The 18,324-nt window shown below is 69.0% G+C and carries 13 protein-coding genes; 5 read left to right on the forward strand and 8 right to left on the reverse strand.

Annotated elements, in window-relative coordinates; genetic code table 11:
- From ACWCXB_RS13075 to metH, 5 genes are all read right to left on the reverse strand, one after another.
- Window positions 1-258, reverse strand: a 258-nt coding sequence (locus tag ACWCXB_RS13075; protein WP_450722097.1) for a hypothetical protein, incomplete at its 3' end; no start/stop codon positions are given.
- Window positions 204-1,793 carry an ABC transporter substrate-binding protein gene (locus ACWCXB_RS13080; RefSeq protein WP_450722099.1) on the reverse strand — a complete coding sequence of 530 codons (1,590 nt, stop codon included), beginning with the start codon at window positions 1,791-1,793 and terminating at the stop codon, window positions 204-206. The genes ACWCXB_RS13075 and ACWCXB_RS13080, both read right to left, overlap by 55 nt.
- Before the next feature lie 75 nt (window positions 1,794-1,868).
- On the reverse strand, window positions 1,869-3,470 hold the full coding sequence (locus tag ACWCXB_RS13085) for an ABC transporter substrate-binding protein (RefSeq protein ID WP_450722101.1): 1,602 nt from the start codon (window positions 3,468-3,470) through the stop codon (window positions 1,869-1,871).
- A gap of 471 nt (window positions 3,471-3,941) precedes the next feature.
- A complete protein-coding gene (locus ACWCXB_RS13090) occupies window positions 3,942-4,643 on the reverse strand; it encodes an HAD family hydrolase (protein WP_450722103.1) in 702 nt (233 codons plus the stop codon).
- A gap of 217 nt (window positions 4,644-4,860) precedes the next feature.
- Window positions 4,861-8,391, reverse strand: a complete 3,531-nt coding sequence (metH, locus tag ACWCXB_RS13095; protein ID WP_450722105.1) for a methionine synthase — start codon at window positions 8,389-8,391, stop codon at window positions 4,861-4,863.
- 258 nt (window positions 8,392-8,649) lie between these two features.
- On the opposite strand from metH, the gene ACWCXB_RS13100 reads away from it, so the two are divergent.
- From ACWCXB_RS13100 to ACWCXB_RS13120, 5 genes are all read left to right on the forward strand, one after another.
- Entirely contained in the window at window positions 8,650-9,414 is a 765-nt protein-coding gene (locus ACWCXB_RS13100; protein WP_450722107.1) for an IclR family transcriptional regulator, read from the forward strand.
- A gap of 340 nt (window positions 9,415-9,754) precedes the next feature.
- Window positions 9,755-10,543 carry an MIP/aquaporin family protein gene (locus ACWCXB_RS13105; RefSeq protein ID WP_450722109.1) on the forward strand — a complete coding sequence of 263 codons (789 nt, stop codon included), beginning with the start codon at window positions 9,755-9,757 and terminating at the stop codon, window positions 10,541-10,543.
- Between the two features lie 46 nt (window positions 10,544-10,589).
- On the forward strand, window positions 10,590-12,116 hold the full coding sequence (gene glpK / locus ACWCXB_RS13110; protein ID WP_450722111.1) for a glycerol kinase GlpK: 1,527 nt from the start codon (window positions 10,590-10,592) through the stop codon (window positions 12,114-12,116).
- Window positions 12,117-12,132: 16 nt separating this feature from the next.
- On the forward strand, window positions 12,133-13,743 hold the full coding sequence (locus ACWCXB_RS13115; protein ID WP_450722113.1) for an FAD-dependent oxidoreductase: 1,611 nt from the start codon (window positions 12,133-12,135) through the stop codon (window positions 13,741-13,743).
- Window positions 13,744-13,847: 104 nt separating this feature from the next.
- The gene (locus tag ACWCXB_RS13120; protein WP_450722115.1) at window positions 13,848-14,519 is read left to right on the forward strand and encodes a FadR/GntR family transcriptional regulator; all 672 of its coding nucleotides are present in this window, start codon (window positions 13,848-13,850) and stop codon (window positions 14,517-14,519) included.
- Between the two features lie 204 nt (window positions 14,520-14,723).
- Here the strand turns inward: ACWCXB_RS13120 and ACWCXB_RS13125 are convergent, their stop codons facing one another.
- Genes ACWCXB_RS13125 through ACWCXB_RS13135 form a run of 3 tightly spaced genes read right to left on the reverse strand, consistent with a single transcriptional unit; the run spans window position 14,724 to window position 18,300 of the window.
- Window positions 14,724-15,752 carry an ABC transporter permease gene (locus ACWCXB_RS13125; protein WP_450722117.1) on the reverse strand — a complete coding sequence of 343 codons (1,029 nt, stop codon included), beginning with the start codon at window positions 15,750-15,752 and terminating at the stop codon, window positions 14,724-14,726.
- The gene (locus ACWCXB_RS13130) at window positions 15,749-17,263 is read right to left on the reverse strand and encodes a sugar ABC transporter ATP-binding protein (protein WP_450722119.1); all 1,515 of its coding nucleotides are present in this window, start codon (window positions 17,261-17,263) and stop codon (window positions 15,749-15,751) included. Before ACWCXB_RS13130 ends, ACWCXB_RS13125 begins: the two co-directional genes overlap by 4 nt.
- 2 nt (window positions 17,264-17,265) lie before the next feature.
- The gene (locus ACWCXB_RS13135) at window positions 17,266-18,300 is read right to left on the reverse strand and encodes a sugar ABC transporter substrate-binding protein (RefSeq protein ID WP_450722121.1); all 1,035 of its coding nucleotides are present in this window, start codon (window positions 18,298-18,300) and stop codon (window positions 17,266-17,268) included.
- Window positions 18,301-18,324 lie beyond the last annotated feature (24 nt).

Here is an 18,324-nt window from a genome sequence, read left to right on the forward strand (position 1 = left end):
GGCGAGGGCGGCGCGCGCCGGATCGGCATCGGGCGCGGTGTCGTCGAGCCAGCCCGCGCGGACGGCCTCGGCCGTCTCCTGTTCGACCTCCGCGCCCCTGTACGCGGCGCCGTCACCCGTGCGGACCGTGACCGAGTCCGGGTGGTGGTCGATCTCCTCGACGCGGCGGCCGGTCAGCCCGCGGCCGGGTGGCCGCTGGAAAATCAGCCCTTCTTGATCTCCCAGAAACGGAAGACCGTCGAGGCGTCGAGCGTCCACTCGAGGCCCGTGACGTTGCCGTGGGCGACGGCGTACTGCTTGCCCTGCCACAGCGGCAGGACGGGGATGTCCTCGGAGACGAGGTCCTGGAGCTGCGCGAAATTCGCCTCGGTCGCCGCGCGGTCCGCCATGGCCGAGGTGTCCGGGATGATCTTGCCGGTGATCTGCTTGTTCTCGTAGTTGTTGCCCAGGACGTTGTCGGGGCCGAAGAACGGCGCGGTGAAGTTGTCGGGGTCCGGGTAGTCCGGGATCCAGCCCTTCACATAGACGCCGTACTTGCCGGCCTTGACGTCCTTCTCGTACTGCTCGAACTCGACGGACTTGACGGTGGCCTCGAACAGCCCGCTGTCGTTGAGCTGCTTGGCGATCGCCTTCAGCTCCTGGTCGGTGGCGGGGCCGTAGCGGCTCGGCGTGGACCAGAGGGTGAGCTCCACCTTGTCCGTGATGCCCGCCGACCGCAGCGCCTTGCGGGCCTTGGCGGGCTGGGGGGTGCCGCCGTAGCGGTCGAAGAAGGCCGTGCTGTGGGTGCCGATACCGGCCGGGACGATCGAGTACAGCGGGGTCGCGGTGGCCTGGTAGACGTCGCGGACGAGGGCGTCCCGGTCGACGAGATACGCGAAGGCCTGGCGCACCGCAGGCTTGCCCGCGATCGGGTCCTTCATGTTGAAGACCAGGTGCTGGACCTCGGCGCTGGAACCCTCGACGACCTGGATCTGCTCGTCGTCGGCGGTGAGGGAGCCCTGGAGCGTGGCGATGTCCGGGGCGGTGAGTCCTCGGTACGCGACGTCGACGTCACCCTGCTTGAGGGCGGTGCCGAGCTGCTTCTGGTCGCCGTGGAAGAGGGTGAGCTTCACGCCGCCGTTCTTCACCTCGGCGGTGCCCTTGTACTCGGGGTTGACCGAGAAGACCGCCTCCGTGTCACTGAACGAGTCGAGCTTGTACGGGCCCGAGCCGACCGCCTTGCCGTCGGTGCGCAGCGAGCCGGCCTCGTACTCACGGTGGTCGACGATGGAGCCCGCACCCGAGGCGATCTTGCTGGGGAACGTGGCGTCGGGCACCTTCAGATGGAAGACGACGGTCAGCTCGTCGGGGGTCTCGATGCGGTCGATGGTGGACAGCAGCGGGACCGGGCCGGAATCGCTGTCGATCTTCAGCGCGCGCTCGAAGGAGAACTTGACGTCCTCCGACGTCAGCGCGTTGCCGTTGCTGAACTTCAGGCCCTCGCGCAGCGTGCAGCGGTAGACGGTGCTGCGCCCGCCGTCGAAGCCGCACTTCTCGGCGGCCTCGGGCTGCGGGTCCAACCCGCCCTTGGGGAAGCTCATCAGGGACTGGAAGACATTGTTGAACAGCAGCCACGAGCCGGGGTCGTAGCCGTCCGCCGGGTCTGTGGCCAGGACCTCGTCGGACATGCCGACGACCACCTTTGCGGCGTCACCCGACTCCCCGTCGCCCTTGTCCGCCCCACAGCCCGCCAGCAGAGCGGCGGAAAGCCCCGCGGCGAGTGGGACCGTCCATGTCTTGACTCTTGCCTTCACAGAACCTTGCCTCTTGCTCTCATGACAGGCCGCGACGTTCACGGCCGGGTACTGAAGGTCAGGCGGTGCCGCGGATCAGGCGGTACCGCGGGCCAGCTCCCACAACTGCAGGTCGGAGGAGGAGTTGAGGGTCCACTCGACGCCGGTGATGTCCGACCGGGCGGCGACGTACTGCTTGCCCTGCCACAGCGGCAGCACCGGCACATCGGTGGCGACGATGTCCTGCAGCTTGTTGAAGGGCTCGGACGCGGCGCTGCGGTCCGCCTGGCGTCGGGACTCGGGGATGAGCACGTTGCGGGCGACGGTGCTCACGTAGGGGGTGTTGAGGAAGTTGTCCTTGTCCAGGAACGGGGCGATGTAGTTGTCCGGGTCCGGGAAGTCCGGGAACCAGCCGAGGCCGTAGACGGCGTAGTCGCCGCGCTTCTGGGCGGGACGGTACTTCGACCACTCGGTGCCCTGGACGGTGACGTCGAAGAGCTTGGTGGCGTTGAGCTGGTCGCGCAACGCCGCGAACTCCTTGGCCGTACCGGGGCCGTAGTGGTCGGTGGTGTAGTGCAGGGTGAGCTTGACCGGGGTGTCGATCCCGGCGCCGCGGAGGATGCCGGCGGCCTTGCTGCGGTCCGGCTCGCCGTACTTGTCGAAGAACGAGTTGGTGTGCGCGGCGATGCTCGACGGGATCAGCGAGTAGAGCGGCTCGGCGGTCGCGCCGTACACCTTGCTCGCGATCTGGCCGCGGTCGATGACGGCCGCCATGGCCTGGCGGACCGCCTTGTCCTTCACGGACGGGTCCTTGGTGTTGAAGGCCAGGTAGCGGATCTCCAGGCCGGGCATCTCGCTGAGCTCGATGCCCTCCTTGGGGCTCTCCGTGAGGTCCTTGATCTGCTCGGGCGACATGGCGCGGGCCATCATGTCGATCGCGCCGGACTCCAGGGCCGAGCCCATGGTCTCGGCGTCCGGGAAGGAGCGCAGCTCGACCTTGCTGTTGCGCAGCTTCAGGTCGCCCTTGTAGTGGGGGTTCTTGGTGAACACGGCCTTGACGAGCTTGTCGCCTTCGGTCTCGGCCTTCAGGGTGTAGGGGCCGGAGCCGCTGGCCTCGAAGCCCTCGCGCAGCTTCTTGCCGTCGTACGCGTCGCGGCTGACGATGCCGGCCACGGGCGTCGAGAGCTTGTACGGGAACGTGGCGTCGGGCGTGGTGAGGTGGAAGACGAGCTCCTTGTCGTCCTTGACCTCGATGGTGTCGATGTTGGCCAGCAGACCGGCCGCACCGTTGTCCGACTTGATGTTCAGGACACGCTCGATGGAGAACTTCACGTCCTCGGCGGTCACGGGCTTGCCGTCGGAGAACTGCAGGCCGTCCCGGAGCGTGCAGCGGTAGCTCTCGCTCTCGGTGTCCGTGAAGGTGCAGCGGGACGCGGCCTCGGGCACGGGCTCGCCGCCGCCGCGCGGGACGTGCATCAGCGTCTGCTGGGTCTGGCGGAGGACGTTCCAGGCGCCGGTGTCGTACGCGTAGGCCGGGTCGAAGGGGGCAGGGGCGTCACTGTTGGCGACGAACTGGTCCGTGGTGCCCACGACAATGGCGTCGCCGCCGTCGGACCCACTGCCCGAAGTACCACAGGCGGCGAGTACGGGGGCGAGCAGGCCCGCCAGGGCCGGCAGCACCAGTGTCTTGCGGTTCATCGTGGACGTTTCTCCCTCATCCCTCACTGGGATACAGCGGTGTACGGGACACTCCGCCGCGGCCGCCCGGTCGGGGCGGTGCGATCGGACCGGGATTGCGAGCGATCGGGTCTGCGCCCCATGACGATGCGGTTGGCGTCCGGGGCACAAGGGGATGCGGCGAAGTTCTCACGTCGAGATTAGTGGGAGACGCCACGAGTCCTGGACCGGGCCCGAGTTGGGGCGTCATCGCACGGTGATCAGGAATGACGGCATATCGATACCCATGCGGCCGGATGATTCGTACACCGCCCCATCAATCCGGACACAAGGTCACGCCCGAAACGCCCCAGACCGGGCCCGGGCCGCATGAATCGCGAATTCGGACGTCACTTCGAGTGACGAACGTCACGCCCGAGCGGGGTTACGGAAAATACACGGCCCGATGCCCAGAGTTTCCGACAGATTTGAAGGACACACTGGGTGTGCGCCTTAGTTCATTCGGGTGATGAAGGTGTGCAGGAAGGACAGGTCGACTTCCTCGAGCGAGCCCACGACCACGCGGCCGTCACCGGGAGCGATCGGGGCGACGGACGGGACGGCGACGACCATGCAGCCGGCGGCCTCGGCCGAGGCGACACCGGTGGCGGTGTCCTCGATGACGGCGCAGCGCGGGGGCTCGGCGCCCAGGCCGCGGGCGGCGAACAGATACGGGTCCGGGTGCGGCTTGGTACGGGCCACCTCGTCGCCCGCGACCGTGAGCGCGAACCGGTCACGGCCCAGGGAGGCCAGCACGCGGTCGATGATGCGCCGGTGCGAGGCGGAGACCAGGGCGGTGGGGATGTTGTGCTCGGCAAGCTCGGCGAGCAGCCGCTCGGCGCCCGGCATCAGCGGCACACCGCGGGCGATCCGGTCCTCGAAGCGTTCGTTGAGGAGCACGGTGAGCTCCGCGAGGCTGATGTCCGCGCCGGTCGCCTTGATGAGATAGCCCGCGCTACGGGTCATCGGACCGCCGACCACCACGTCCCGCCATGCCTCGTCCAGGTCGTGCCCGAGGTCGGCGAAGACCTCCACCTCGGCGTCCCACCAGAACCCCTCGGTGTCCACCAGGGTGCCGTCCATGTCGAGGAAGACGGCTTGCAGGGCGGAGCCGCCCGCCGTACGGGCCAAGGACGCGGGGACCGTGCTGGTCATCGGCACACCTCCGGAAGGGACGAGAAGGCCGGTCGCCCTCCCGGTGAGGGAGGACGACCGGCCTGCACTGGACCGACCATTGTACGACTCACGCGGCCGAAATGCGCGAATCGCTTGTCCCACGTGTTGCCTACCGCGCGTTGCCGAATTTTCCGGGGCCGCCGTCCGGACCCCCGGCCCCCCGGGGCCGGTCCCGGGACCGGCCCCCGGCAGCGTGCTACCGGGCGTTGAAGTACTTCGCCTCGGGGTGGTGGATCACGATCGCGTCCGTGGACTGCTCGGGGTGGAGCTGGAACTCCTCGGAGAGCTTGACGCCGATCCGCTCGGGTTCGAGCAGCTCCGCGATCTTCGCGCGGTCCTCCAGATCCGGGCACGCACCGTAACCGAGGGAGAAGCGGGCTCCGCGGTACTTGAGCGCGAACATGTCCTCGATGTCCGCCGGGTCCTCGCCGCCGAAGCCGAGCTCGCTACGGACGCGGGCGTGCCAGTACTCGGCGAGCGCCTCGGCCAACTGGACGGACAGGCCGTGCAGTTCGAGGTAGTCGCGGTACGAGTCGGACTCGAAGAGCTTGGCCGTGGCCTCGCCGATCTTCGAGCCGACGGTGACGACCTGGAGGCCGACCACGTCGGTCTCGCCGGACTCCTCCGGGCGGAAGAAGTCGGCGAGGCACAGGCGCCGGCCGCGGCGCTGGCGCGGGAAGGTGAAGCGGGTGCGCTCGGAGCCGTCCTCGTTGAGGAGGATCAGGTCGTCGCCCTTGGACACGCAGGGGAAGTAGCCGTAGACGACGGCGGCCTCCAGCATGTTCCGGGTGTGCAGCTGGTCCAGCCAGCCGCGCAGCCGCGGGCGGCCCTCGGTCTCGGCGAGCTCCTCGTACGTCGGGCCGTCACCGGTGCGGGCCTGCTTGAGTCCCCACTGGCCCTTGAAGAGAGCGCCTTCGTCGAGCCAGGAGGCGTACTCCTTGAGCTGGATGCCCTTGACGACACGGGTGCCCCAGAAGGGCGGCTCGGGGACGCGGTTGTCGGTGGCGACGTCGGAACGTGCCGCGCCTTCCTCGACACGGTCCTCCGCGACGGCACTGGTCGTGGCCCGGACCCGGCGCTGCTTGAGCTCGGGGAGAACGGCGCCGGGGATGCCGCGCTTGACCGCGATCAGGGCGTCCATCAGGCGCAGGCCCTCGAACGCGTCGCGGGCGTAGCGCACCTCGCCCTCGTAGATCTCGTACAGGTCCTGTTCGACGTACGCACGCGTCAGCGCGGCCCCGCCGAGGATCACCGGGTACTCGGCCGCCAGCTTGCGCTGGTTCAGCTCCTCCAGGTTCTCCTTCATGATCACGGTGGACTTGACGAGGAGGCCGGACATGCCGATGACGTCCGCACGGTGCTCCTCGGCGGCCTCCAGGATCGCCGAGACGGGCTGCTTGATGCCCAGGTTGACCACGTTGTAGCCGTTGTTGGACAGGATGATGTCCACCAGGTTCTTGCCGATGTCGTGGACGTCGCCGCGGACGGTCGCGAGCACGATGGTGCCCTTGCCTTCCGCGTCCGACTTCTCCATGTGCGGCTCCAGATAGGCCACTGCGGACTTCATCACCTCGGCGGACTGGAGGACGAACGGCAGCTGCATCTGGCCGGAGCCGAACAGCTCGCCGACGACCTTCATGCCGTCCAGCAGGGTCTCGTTGACGATGTCGAGGGCGGGGCGGTCCTTGAGGGCCTCGTCGAGGTCGGCCTCCAGACCGTTCTTCTCGCCGTCGATGATGCGGCGCTTGAGACGCTCCTCCAGCGGCAGCGCGAGCAGCTCCTCGGCCTTGCCGGCCTTCATCGACTTGGTGTCCACGCCCTCGAAGAGCGCCATCAGCTTCTGCAGCGGGTCGTAGCCCTCGGAGCGCCGGTCGTAGATCAGATCGAGCGCCGTGGAGACCTGCTCCTCGTCGAAGCGGGCGATGGGAAGGATCTTGCTGGCGTGCACGATCGCCGAGTCCAGCCCGGCCTTGACGCACTCGTCCAGGAAGACCGAGTTGAGCAGGATGCGGGCGGCGGGGTTGAGGCCGAAGGAGATGTTCGACAGACCAAGAGTGGTCTGCACATCCGGGTGGCGGCGCTTGAGCTCGCGGATCGCCTCGATCGTCGCGATGCCGTCCTTGCGGGACTCCTCCTGCCCGGTGCAGATCGTGAACGTGAGCGCGTCGATCAGAATGTCCGACTCGCGGATGCCCCAGTTCGCCGTGAGGTCCGCGATCAGCCGCTCGGCGATCTCGACCTTCTTCGCGACCGTACGGGCCTGGCCCTCCTCGTCGATGGTGAGCGCGATCAACGCCGCACCGTGCTCCTGCGCCAGCCGGGTGACCTTCGCGAACCGCGACTGGGGACCGTCACCGTCCTCGTAGTTCACCGAGTTGATCACCGCGCGGCCACCCAGCTTCTCCAGCCCGGCCCGGATGACCTCCACCTCCGTGGAGTCCAGCACGATCGGCAGCGTCGAGGCGGTGGCGAACCGGCCCGCCAGCTCCTCCATGTCAGCGACACCGTCCCGGCCGACATAGTCGACACACAGGTCGAGCATGTGCGCGCCCTCACGGATCTGGTCCCGCGCCATCTCCACGCAGTCGTCCCACCGGCCGTCCAGCATCGCCTCACGGAACTTCTTCGACCCGTTCGCATTCGTCCGCTCACCGATCGCCAGGTACGACGTGTCCTGCCGGAACGGAACCGTCTGATACAGCGACGCGGCCCCCGGCTCCGGGCGCGGCTCACGCACGGTCGGAGCAAGGCCACGGACCCGTTCCACCACCTGCCGCAGATGCTCCGGCGTCGTACCACAGCAGCCACCCACCAGGGAGAGCCCGTACTCGCGCACGAACGTCTCCTGCGCGTCGGCGAGCTCGGGGGCGGTCAGCGGGTAGTGCGCCCCGTCCTTGCCCAGGACCGGCAGACCGGCATTCGGCATGCAGGACAGCGGGATACGGGAGTGGCGGGCGAGATAGCGCAGATGCTCGCTCATCTCGGCCGGGCCGGTCGCACAGTTCAGACCGATCATGTCGATGCCCAGCGGCTCCAGCGCCGTCAGCGCCGCACCGATCTCCGAGCCCAGCAGCATCGTGCCCGTGGTCTCGACGGTGACCGACACGATCAGCGGCAGGTCGCAGCCGATGGCCTCAAGAGCCCGGCGGGCACCGAGAACGGCGGCCTTGGTCTGGAGGAGGTCCTGGGTGGTCTCGACGAGGAGCGCGTCCGCGCCGCCCGCGATCATCCCCTCCGCGTTCTGCTGGTACGCGTCACGCAGCAGGGTGTACGGGGCATGGCCCAGCGTGGGCAGCTTCGTACCGGGCCCCATCGAGCCCAGCACCCACCGCTGCTGCCCCGAGGAGACCGTGTACTCGTCGGCGGCCTCACGGGCGATCCGGGCACCCGCCTCGGACAGCTCGTACACCCGCTCGGCGACGTCGTACTCCCCCAGGGCCGCGAAGTTCGCACCGAAGGTGTTCGTCTCGACGCAGTCGACGCCCACCGCGAAGTACGCCTCGTGCACCGAGCGCACGATGTCGGGGCGGGTCACGTTGAGGATCTCGTTGCAGCCCTCGAGGTGCTGGAAGTCGTCGAGGGTGGGGTCCTGTGCCTGGAGCATCGTGCCCATCGCCCCGTCGGCCACCACCACACGGGTGGCCAGGGCCTCGCGGAGGGCGGCGGCCCGGGTCCTGCTGTCGGCGGAAATCCGGCTGTCGGCGGAAGGGGTCGGCAACGAGGCCATGGAAGTGCTCCCTGGGATGCGACGGCTGTCGGCTTTGCGGCTCCCCTGCGGAAGGCGCACCCGGCCAGAGTAGCCGGGCGTACTGAGGTGCGGCGTCCCGTCCCAGCCGGTGGACGGCATGCTGTCTCCGGCGACTGGGTGATGACTCGATGATGTCTCGATCCGCTCGGTCTTGACACACTGTCCTGGCGGTAACAGGGATTCGACATGGGCCGATAATGTTCAGCATTGTCGAACGATGGTGAGAAGGGGCCGGCGATGGCGAAGAACATCCAGTCGCTTGAACGAGCGGCGGCGATGCTGCGACTGCTCGCGGGCGGTGAGCGCCGGCTCGGGCTGTCCGACATCGCTTCTTCGCTGGGCCTCGCCAAGGGGACGGCGCACGGCATTCTGCGCACACTGCAGGCGGAGGGCTTCGTCGAGCAGGACGCGGCGTCCGGCCGCTATCAGCTGGGGGCGGAGCTGCTGCGGCTCGGCAACAGCTATCTGGACGTGCACGAGCTGCGGGCCCGCGCCCTGGTCTGGACGGACGATCTGGCCCGCTCCAGCGGCGAGACCGTCCACCTGGGAGTGCTGCACCAGTACGGCGTGCTCATCGTCCACCACGTGTTCCGGCCGGACGACAGCCGACAGGTGCTGGAGATCGGGGCGATGCAGCCGCTGCACTCCACGGCGCTGGGGAAGGTGCTGTCGGCGTACGACCCGGTGGCGCACAGCGAGGCCCTGGAGCTCGACCGGAAGGCGTTCACCGCACGGACCGTCACCGACCTCAAGGGCTTCGAGGGGGTGCTCGACCTGACGCGGGCGCGGGGCTGGGCGGACGATGTCGAGGAGACCTGGGAGGGCGTCGCCGCGGTGGCCGCGCCCATTCACGACCGGCGCCGCATGCCGGTGGGCGCGGTGGCGATCACGGGCGCGGTGGAGCGGGTCTGCGACGGCCAGGAACTGCGCTCGGAGTTGGTGGCGGCGGTACGGGACTGCGCGCGCGCCGTCTCCCGCGACCTGGGTGCCGGGCGGTTCTGAACACCGGCGCCGGTCACGTCTCCAGCCTCAGCCGCACGTCCGACCGACGGACGTGCGGCTGACCTGCACCCATGCGGTGCCACCCCTGTCACGCCAGGCGATTCGAGCCGTTCAGGCGCATCATCGATAACGATCGGGTTATCGGCCACACAACCCTTGACGTCATGTTTACCAGGGGGCAAAACTGCCGTTCACCGGTCGGCATTGCCGAACACCTAACGGCAATAAGCGCTACAGTGTGGCAACGCCAAGGCCGGTATCGCTCTCACCCCCGAGGGCGCGGACCGCGGAGGGACCCGTCGGTTCGCCTTCCCCTGGACGAAGGACAAAGGAGTCGCGGGTGTCCAGCTCCGACATCTTCATCGGCGAGATCATTGGTACCGCCGTTCTCATCCTGCTCGGCGCCGGCGTTGTCGCCGCCGTCGTACTCAAGCGCTCCAAGGCGCAGGGCGCCGGCTGGGTCGCCATCGCCTTCGGGTGGGGCTTCGCGGTCATGACTGCGGTCTACATCGCGGGCCCCCTGTCCGGTGCGCACCTCAACCCGGCGGTCACGCTGGGTATCGCGATCACCAGCGGAGACTGGAGCACCGTTCCGGTCTACGTCGCGGGCCAGCTGATCGGCGCCATGCTCGGTGCCTTCCTGGCCTGGGTCGCGTACTACGGCCAGTTCAAGGCCCATCTGACGGATCCGGAGATCCTCGCCCAGCCTCCGCACGAGGAGGGCCTGGTCACCGAGCCCGCCGCCCCGAAGGCGGGCCCTGTGCTGGGCATCTTCTCCACCGGCCCGGAGGTTCGTAACGTCTGGCAGAACCTGGCCACCGAGATCATCGGTACGGTCGTGCTCGTCCTGGCCGTACTCACCATGGGCCTCAACGACAGCGGCAAGGGCCTCGGCACGCTCGGCGGACTGATCGTCGCCCTCGTCGTCGCCAGTATCGGCTTCTCGCTCGGCGGCCCCACCGGCTACGCCATCAACCCCGCCCGTGACCTCGGCCCGCGCATCGTGCACGCCCTGCTCCCGATGCCCAACAAGGGCGGCTCCGACTGGGGGTACTCCTGGATCCCCGTCGTGGGACCGCTGATCGGTGGCGCTATCGCCGCGGGTATCTACCAGATCGCGTTCGCCTGAGCCGTACGAGCCGTACGTCCTTCCCTCAGACTTACAGGAGCACACTGTGACCGACGCACACACCGCCGGCCCGTTCATCGCGGCCATCGACCAGGGCACCACCTCCTCCCGCTGCATCGTCTTCGACAAGGACGGCCGGATCGTCTCGGTCGACCAGAAGGAGCACGAGCAGATCTTCCCGAAGCCGGGCTGGGTGGAGCACAACGCCGCCGAGATCTGGACCAACGTCCAGGAAGTCGTCGCCGGCGCCCTCGAGAAGGGCGGCATCGCCGCCGCAGACGTCAAGGCCATCGGCATCACCAACCAGCGCGAGACCACGCTGCTGTGGGACAAGAACACCGGTGAGCCCGTCCACAACGCCCTCGTCTGGCAGGACACCCGCACCGACGCGCTCTGCAGGGAACTCGGCCGCAACGTAGGCCAGGACCGTTTCCGCCGCGAGACCGGTCTTCCGCTCGCGAGCTACTTCTCCGGCCCCAAGGTCCGCTGGCTGCTGGACAACGTCCCGGGCCTGCGCGAGCGCGCCGAGCGCGGCGAGATCCTCTTCGGGACCATGGACTCCTGGGTCATCTGGAACCTCACGGGCGGAGTCGACGGCGGTCACCACGTCACCGACGTCACCAACGCCTCCCGGACCATGCTGATGAACCTCCACACCATGGAGTGGGACGAGAAGATCGCCCAGTCCATGGAGGTCCCCATGGCCGTGCTGCCGGAGATCCGCTCCTCCGCCGAGGTGTACGGGCACGTCAAGGGCGGCGTCCTGGACGGCATCCCGGTCGCCTCCGCGCTCGGCGACCAGCAGGCCGCGCTGTTCGGCCAGACGTGTTTCGCCGAGGGCGAGGCGAAGTCCACGTACGGCACCGGCACCTTCCTGCTGATGAACACCGGCAACAAGATCATCAACTCTTACTCGGGCCTGATCACCACCGTCGGCTACAAGATCGGCGACCAGGAGCCGGTGTACTCCCTGGAGGGCTCCATCGCCGTCACCGGCGCGCTCGTCCAGTGGATGCGCGACCAGATGGGCCTGATCAACTCCGCCGCCGAGATCGAGACCCTCGCCTCGAGCGTCGAGGACAACGGCGGCGCCTACTTCGTCCCGGCCTTCTCCGGTCTCTTCGCCCCGTACTGGCGCTCCGACGCCCGCGGTGTGATCGCCGGACTCACCCGGTACGTGACCAAGGCGCACATCGCCCGCGCCGTTCTCGAGGCCACCGCCTGGCAGACCCGCGAGATCACCGACGCCATGACCAAGGACTCGGGTGTCGAACTGACCGCGCTCAAGGTCGACGGCGGAATGACCTCCAACAACCTGCTGATGCAGACCCTCGCGGACGTCCTGGACGCCCCCGTGGTGCGTCCGATGGTCGCCGAGACGACCTGCCTCGGCGCTGCCTACGCCGCCGGCCTGGCCGTCGGCTTCTGGCCGGACACCGACGCGCTCCGCGCCAACTGGCGCCGGGCCGCCGAATGGACCCCCCGTATGGACGCGGCCGAGCGCGACCGCGAATACAAGCTCTGGCTCAAGGCCGTCGAACGGACCATGGGCTGGATCGAGCACGAGAGCTGACGAGGAGCTATCGAAGATGACCACCCTGCAGAGCGTCCCCGCCCTGGGGACGCGCCCGGCCTCCGGTTCCCTGCCGAGCCGCGCCGAGACCCGGGAGCAGTTTGCCAAGGCGACATACGACCTCCTGGTGATCGGCGGCGGCATCCTGGGCATATCCACTGCCTGGCATGCCGCGCAGGCCGGGCTGCGGGTGGCGCTGGTGGACGCCGGCGACTTCGCCGGCGCCACCTCCTCCGCCTCCTCCAAGCTGCTCCACGGCGGTCTGCGCTATCTGCAGACCGGCGCGGTGAAGCTGGTCGCGGAGAACCACTTCGAGCGCCGTGCGGTCTCCCGTCAGGTGGCCCCCCACCTGTCCAACCCGCTCACCTTCTACCTGCCGGTCTACAAGGGCGGCCCGCACGGCGCCGCCAAGCTCGGCGCGGGCGTCTTCGCCTACTCGGCGCTCTCCGCGTTCGGTGACGGCGTCGGCCACGTCATCTCCGCCGCGAAGGCGCAGCGTGATGTGCCCGAGCTGCGTACGGAGAACCTCAAGGCCGTGGCCGTGTACGGCGACGACCAGATGAACGACGCCCGGATGGCGCTGATGACGGTCCGCGCGGCCGTCGACGCGGGTGCGGTCGTCCTCAACCACGCCGAGGTCACCGGGCTCCGCTTCACCCGGGGCCGGGTCACGGGCGCCGAGCTCAAGGACCGTACGGACGGTGCCGAGTTCGGCGTCACCGCCCGCCTGGTGCTGAACGCGACCGGTCCCTGGGTGGACCACCTGCGGAAGATGGAGGACCCGAACGCGGCGCCCTCCATCCGCCTCTCCAAGGGCGCGCACCTGGTGCTGAAGCGCACCTCGCCGTGGCGGGCGGCCCTCGCCACCCCGATCGACAAGTACCGCATCACCTTCGCCCTCCCCTGGGAGGACATGCTGCTGCTCGGTACGACCGACGAGGAGTACGAGGGCGATCCGGCGGATGTCGCGGTCAACGAGAAGGACGTGGCCCAGATACTCGACGAGGCCGCGTTCTCCATCCGTGACCAGCAGCTGTCCCGCGACCTGATCACCTACTCGTTCGCGGGTCTGCGGGTGCTGCCGGGCGGCCCCGGCGACACCTCGAAGGCCAAGCGCGAGACGGTCGTCACCGAGGGCCGCGGCGGCATGCTGTCGGTGGCCGGCGGCAAGTGGACGACCTTCCGCCACATCGGCCGTACGGTGATGAACAAGCTGGCCGAGCTGCCGGGCCGGCCGCTCGCCGACGACATGGAGCCGATCGCGCAGCTGCCGAAGAAGCTCCCGCTGCCCGGCATCGCCAACCCGCGCGCCGTCGCCCACCGCCTGCTGGTGGACGGCCCGGCGCCCGGCCCGCGCATGGCCGCCGACACCGCGCGCCACCTGGCCACGCACTACGGCTCGCTGTCCTTCGACATCGCGCGCCTGGCGAACGACAACCCGGGACTGGCCGAGCGCATCCACCCGGACGCACCCGAGATCTGGGCACAGGTCGTGTACGCGCGCGACCACGAGTGGGCCGAGACGGCGGACGACGTGCTGCGCCGCCGTACGACGCTGACGATACGGGGGCTCGCGACGGACGAGATCCGTGGCAAGGTCGAGAACCTGCTGGGCGAGAAGGCCTGACGGCAGGGCGTTTCTCCGTCGACGAGGGCGGCTCCTTGGGGAGCCGCCCTCGTTGTACGCTCAGACATCGGATGACTCGAGGGATGAGCGCGAGGGGGAACGTCATGGCTGTCACCGACGAGGCCATCGAGAAGATCAAGGGAATGATCGTCTCGGGTGCGTTGCAGCCCGGCGACCGGCTCCCCAAGGAGAGCGAACTCGCCGCCGAGCTGGGCCTGTCCCGGAACTCGCTGCGCGAGGCGGTGCGCGCGCTGTCGCTGATCCGCATTCTCGACGTACGGCAGGGCGACGGTACGTACGTCACGAGTCTGGACCCCCAGCTGCTGCTGGAGGCGCTGAGCTTCGTCGTGGACTTCCACCGGGACGACACGGTCCTGGAGTTCCTGGCCGTACGCCGCATCCTGGAGCCGGCCGCGACGGCGATGGCGGCGTCCCGGATCGGCGAGGCGGAGCTGGATGTGCTGAGTTCCCAGCTGGACGCGCTGGGGCCGGAGCCCTCGGTGGAGGAACTGGTCGCCGCGGACCTGGAGTTCCACCGGGGCATCGTCCAGTCATCCGGCAACTCCGTGCTCTGCTCACTGCTCGACGGCCTCTCCGGGCCGACCACGCGGGCCCGTGTGTGGCGCGGTCTCACCCAGGAGAACGCGGTCAGCCGCACGCTCCATGAGCACCGCGCGATCCTGGCGGCGCTCAGGGACCGGGACGCGGAGGCGGCGCGTTCGTGGGCGACGGTGCACATCGCGAGCGTGGAGCAGTGGCTGAGGTCGACGCTCTAGTGCTTTCCGGACGTTCTGGCGTCTGAGGCGCCAGGCGCCACGGGACGTCGGCGTAGTCCTCGGTGCCGACTACAGCGTTTTGAAGTCTCGCTGACCGCCGCTTGACGTGCTCGCACCCGTAACCCTTCTCGGCTCTGGAGGCCGGCAGAGGAGGCCGTGTACACGGGTCCGGGTTCGGACCCCGTGTACACGAAAAGCCCGAGGCTAGTCCTGCTTCTCGCCGCTCGCGAAGCGCGAGATGACCAGCGCGGCGATGATGATCGCGCCGTTGAGGAACTGGTTCCACAGCGCCGGCACCCCGCCCAGCGTCATCACGTTGACGACCAGCTGGAGCGTCAGCACACCCGTCAGCGCACCGAAGAGCGTCCCGCGGCCCCCCTTGAGGCTGATCCCGCCGATCACGGCCGCCGCGAAGACCTGGAAGATCCACCCGTTGCCCTGGGTGGCCGCCACCGACCCGTAATGGCCGGTGTACAGGATGCCCGCGAACGCCGCCAGCAGCCCGCCGATCGCGAGGACGGTCCAGGTGATGCGGTCGACGCGGATGCCGGCGGCCCGCGCCGCCTCCGCGTTCCCGCCGATCGCGTACAGCGCACGCCCGTGGCGCAGATACGCCAGGGCCACGCCGCCGATCGCGAAGAGCGCCAGGCAGATCCAGACGGCGGCGGGCGCGCCCAGCCAGTCGGTCTTGCCGAGGTAGCGGAAGGACTCCGGCACATCGGTGATCGACTTGCCCTCGGTGATGCCGATATGGAGTCCCCGCAGCATGGTCAGCATCCCGAGCGTGGCAATGAAGCCGTTGACCCGCAGTTTGAGCATCAGGAAGCCGTTGATCGCGCCGATGGCGAGCCCGGCCAGCAGGCAGACGGGAATGGCCGTCCAGACCGGGAGGAGTTCGAGGCCGGCGAAGCGGCCGCCCTCGGCCGGCAGGACCAGCCACATGGCGATGACCGGGGCGATGCCGATCGTCGACTCCAGTGACAGGTCCATCCGGCCGCAGATGAGGATGAGCGCCTGGCCGAGCACCAGCAGGCTCAGCTCGGACGACTGCTGGACGACGCTGATGAGGTTGTTGGAGGTGAGGAAGACCGGCGAGACGATGAAGCCGATCACCATCAGCACCAGGATCACCGGCACGAGCGAGAAGTCGCTCCACCGGATCAGCCGCAGCCGGTTCAGCGGCCTCTCGGCCGTGAGGTCCTCGGCCGCCACGGGCCGTATCGTGTCGGTCATTCCCGCTCCTCCCCCAAGGCCCCCACACCTTCCATGGCGGCGACCAGTTCGCGGTCGGTCCACCCGGTCCCGAAGCCGGCGACGATCCGTCCGTGGAAGAGGGCGAGCACCCGGTCGCACACCCGCAGATCGTCCAGCTCGTCCGAGATGATGACGGCCGCGCTGCCTTCGTCGGCCACCCTGCGGACCACGCCGAGCAGCGCGTCCTTCGACTTGACGTCCACCCCCGCGGTGGGCCGGACGGCGACCAGCGCGCTGGGCCTGCGGGCAAGGGCGCGGGCGACGACGACCTTCTGCTGGTTGCCTCCCGAGAGCCCGGACACGTTCTGCTGGGGGCCCTGGGTCTTGATGTCGAGTGATCTGATCACGGACTGGGCGAATTCCCTTGTACGAGAGGGCAGTACGGTCCCCCACGGGCCGAGCTGGTCGGCGACCGTGAGCGTGGCGTTCTCGGCGACGCTGCGGTCGGGGACGAGGCCCTGGATGTGCCGGTCCTCGGGGATGTAGCCGATCCCGGCGTCGAGTGCGTGCGGCACGCTGCCCGGGCGGACGGTTCTGCCGCGTACGGTGATCCGTCCCGCGGTCGCCTTGCGCAGCCCCGCCAGGGTCTCGCCGAGTGCCGTGTTGCCGCTGGCGGCGGCGCCCGCGAGCCCGAGCACCTCGCCCGCCCGCACCTCCAGGTCCAGCGGCTCGAACCGGCCGTCCAGGGCGAGCCCTTCGGTGCGCAGGACCGGTTCGGCGTCCCGTACGGTGTGCGCCGGGGCGTGCCAGGCGGAGGTGCCGCTGGTGGCCTCGCCGGTCATGGCGGCGACCAGGTCGTCCTTGGCGAGCTCGGCGACGGGCGCGGTGAGGACATGGCGGGCGTCGCGACAGACGGTGACGGCGGTGCACAGTTCGTACACCTCCTGCAGATGGTGGGAGATGAAGAGGAACGCCACTCCCTGGCCCTGCAGTTCGCGGAGTTTCGCGAACAGCCGCTGGATGCCCCGTGCGTCGAGCTGTGCGGTCGGCTCGTCGAGGATGATGAGCCTCGCGCCGAAGGACAGTGCCCGCGCGATCTCGACGAACTGCCGCTGCTCGACGGCGAGGTCCTTCACCCGTGCGGTGGGGTCGACGTTCACCCCGTACTCGGCGAGCAGCTCCGCGGCTCGCTGCCGGAGTCTGCGCCAGCTGATCGTGCGACGGCCGGCCTCGAAGCGGCCCAGGAAGAGGTTCTCGGCGACGGTCAGATCGGGGACCACCATGGACTTCTGGTAGACGCAGGCGACCTTGGACTGCCAGGCCGCCGTGTCGCCGAAGGCGGGGGCCGGCTCGCCGCCGAAGGTGACGGTGCCCGCGTCCGGTCGGTGCAGTCCGGTGAGGACGCTGACGAGCGTGGACTTGCCGGCGCCGTTGCGCCCGACGAGTGCGTGGGACTCGCCGGGCGCGACGGTGAGCCGCACCCCGTCGAGCGCGACGGTCGGGCCGAAGCGCTTGACGATGCCTTCCGCGTGCACTGCCGCCGTCGCCATGGCTACTTCTCCAGCTGGTTGGCCCAGAGCTTCGGGTCGTCCACGTTCTCCTTGGTCACGAGCGGCGCCGGGAGCTGGTCCTCGAAGCCGTTCGGGATCTTGATGATGGTGGAGTCGTGGTCGGTCGCGCCCTCCTTGAAGGTCTTCCCCTCCAGGGCGGCCTTGGCGTAGTGCAGCGCGTACTCGGCGTAGAGGTCGGCGGGCTGGGAGACGGTCGCGTCGATCTTCCCCTCCCGGATGGCGGCCAGTTCCTCGGGGATGCCGTCGTTGGAGACGATCGTGATGTGACCGGGCGTCCCGGGCGCCTTGAGCAGCTTCTTCTGCTCGAGGAGGGCGAGGGTGGGCTGCAGGAAGACGCCGCCGGCCTGCATGTAGATGCCGTTGATGTCCGGGTGGGCGGCGAGCGTGGACTGGAGCTTGGCCGATGCGACGTCACCCTTCCAGTCGGTGGCCAGCTCGAAGACCTGGATGCCGGGGAAGTTCTTGTCCATGCAGGACTTGAACGCCTCTGAGCGGTCCCGGCCGTTGATGGACGACAGGTCGCCCTGGAACTCGACGACCTTGCCCTTGCCCTTCAGCTGCTCGCCGAGGTACTGGCAGGCCTTCTCGCCGTACGCGCGGTTGTCGGCCCGTACGACCATGTAGACGCGGCCCTTGTCGGGGCGGGTGTCGACGGAGACGACCGGGATCTTCTTCTCCTCCAGGGTCTGCAGGGTCTCGGCTATCGCGCCGGTGTCCTGCGGGGCCATGACGACGGCCCTGGCTCCCTGGTCGGTGAAGACCTGAACGTTGGAGACCAGCTTTCCGATGTCGTTCTGCGAGTTGGTCAGCGAGAGCGCGTCGACCTCGCCGTCCTTGACGCCCTTCTCGATGTACTGCTGGTACGAGTTCCAGAAGTCGCTGTCGCTGCGCGGCAGATCGATACCCACCTTGCCGGCGGCGCCCGACCCGCCGCTCTGGTCCCGGTTGCAGCCCGCGAGGGCCGTGACGGCCAGAAGTACGGCGCAGGCCGCGGCACTTGTCGTACGCACTCTCATGGTCCCGTCCTTCTACGGTCTACT

The organism is Streptomyces sp. NPDC001514 (assembly GCF_053597075.1).